The 912-nt window shown below is 41.6% G+C and carries 1 protein-coding gene and 1 pseudogene; one reads left to right on the forward strand and one right to left on the reverse strand.

What is annotated here, in order from left to right:
- Positions 1–152: 152 nt before the first annotated feature.
- Positions 153–362, reverse strand: a pseudogene (locus G3R48_RS17075) (IS110 family transposase); the annotation flags it as partial.
- A gap of 102 nt (positions 363–464) precedes the next feature.
- Here G3R48_RS17075 and G3R48_RS17080 point away from each other — a divergent pair.
- Positions 465–836, forward strand: coding sequence for a hypothetical protein (locus G3R48_RS17080; RefSeq protein WP_153666313.1), 372 nt, complete (start codon positions 465–467; stop codon positions 834–836).
- The last annotated feature ends 76 nt before the right edge of the window (positions 837–912 follow it).

Here is a 912-nt window from a genome sequence, read left to right on the forward strand (position 1 = left end):
TGTCTTGGTCTAGCCATCTTCAAATACCGTTTAATAAGGGTAAATAAAGCCTAGTTCAGTGTTGAATATTTGACCAGCTGGAATGGGTGGCCATCTTAGGAATGGTTGGAATGGGTGGCCATCTTAGGGAAGAATGGGTGGCTATCTTAGGAGTGGCCGTATTTTGTAAATTCCCTTGCCCAGTAGTGCGCCCCAGAGCATGCTTCCATCCCGATAATACAAGGTGGAATGTTAGCGATTGTCTCTAACAGCTTGTTTCTTTTAACTGTTTGCTTTAGTTTAGTTTTACCGCATTCATCAACACCATGAATGCTAAAAACTAATTTGGCTAAATCGATGCCAATGGCTTTAATTAAGGACATATGGACTCTCCTTGATTGAATGTTTGCACTTTCAATATGGCACATAGTGGCCATTTGGTAAGGGGAGTCCATATCATTCGTTAAGCATCATAAGGAAGTACATTGATAAATTGGATTACTAGCAATATTGGTTCTATAGGATCATATATTGCGCTAGCAACTTTCTTACTGTCTGTGGGTACATTTGCATTTTCAGCATATAGGTACGTCACAACCAGAAGGGATGCTCAACTACAGATAGATTTCGAAAATTATCACAAGTTAATAGCTGAACTTGTAGGATCACAAAGAAATACTGAAACCATGAAGCTGGATTCTCAAGTGGCAATTGTTTATGAGCTTCAGCGCTTCAAGAGGTATAAACCGGTCACTGTTCGCATACTAAGCGGCCTTAGAGATGAATGGTCTGGTAATGGAAGTAATAACTCTAGGCTAATTTCCGAAATGAACATTGCCATAGAAAAATTATCATAAATGCTTAATCGGGTAGCCGGAGGTCTCTAGCCTCCAGCCCCCACACCACCCTGCATGCGGCTCCGCACAGGGCGGT

Source organism: Shewanella intestini (assembly GCF_018221465.1).
Classification (GTDB): domain Bacteria; phylum Pseudomonadota; class Gammaproteobacteria; order Enterobacterales; family Shewanellaceae; genus Shewanella; species Shewanella intestini.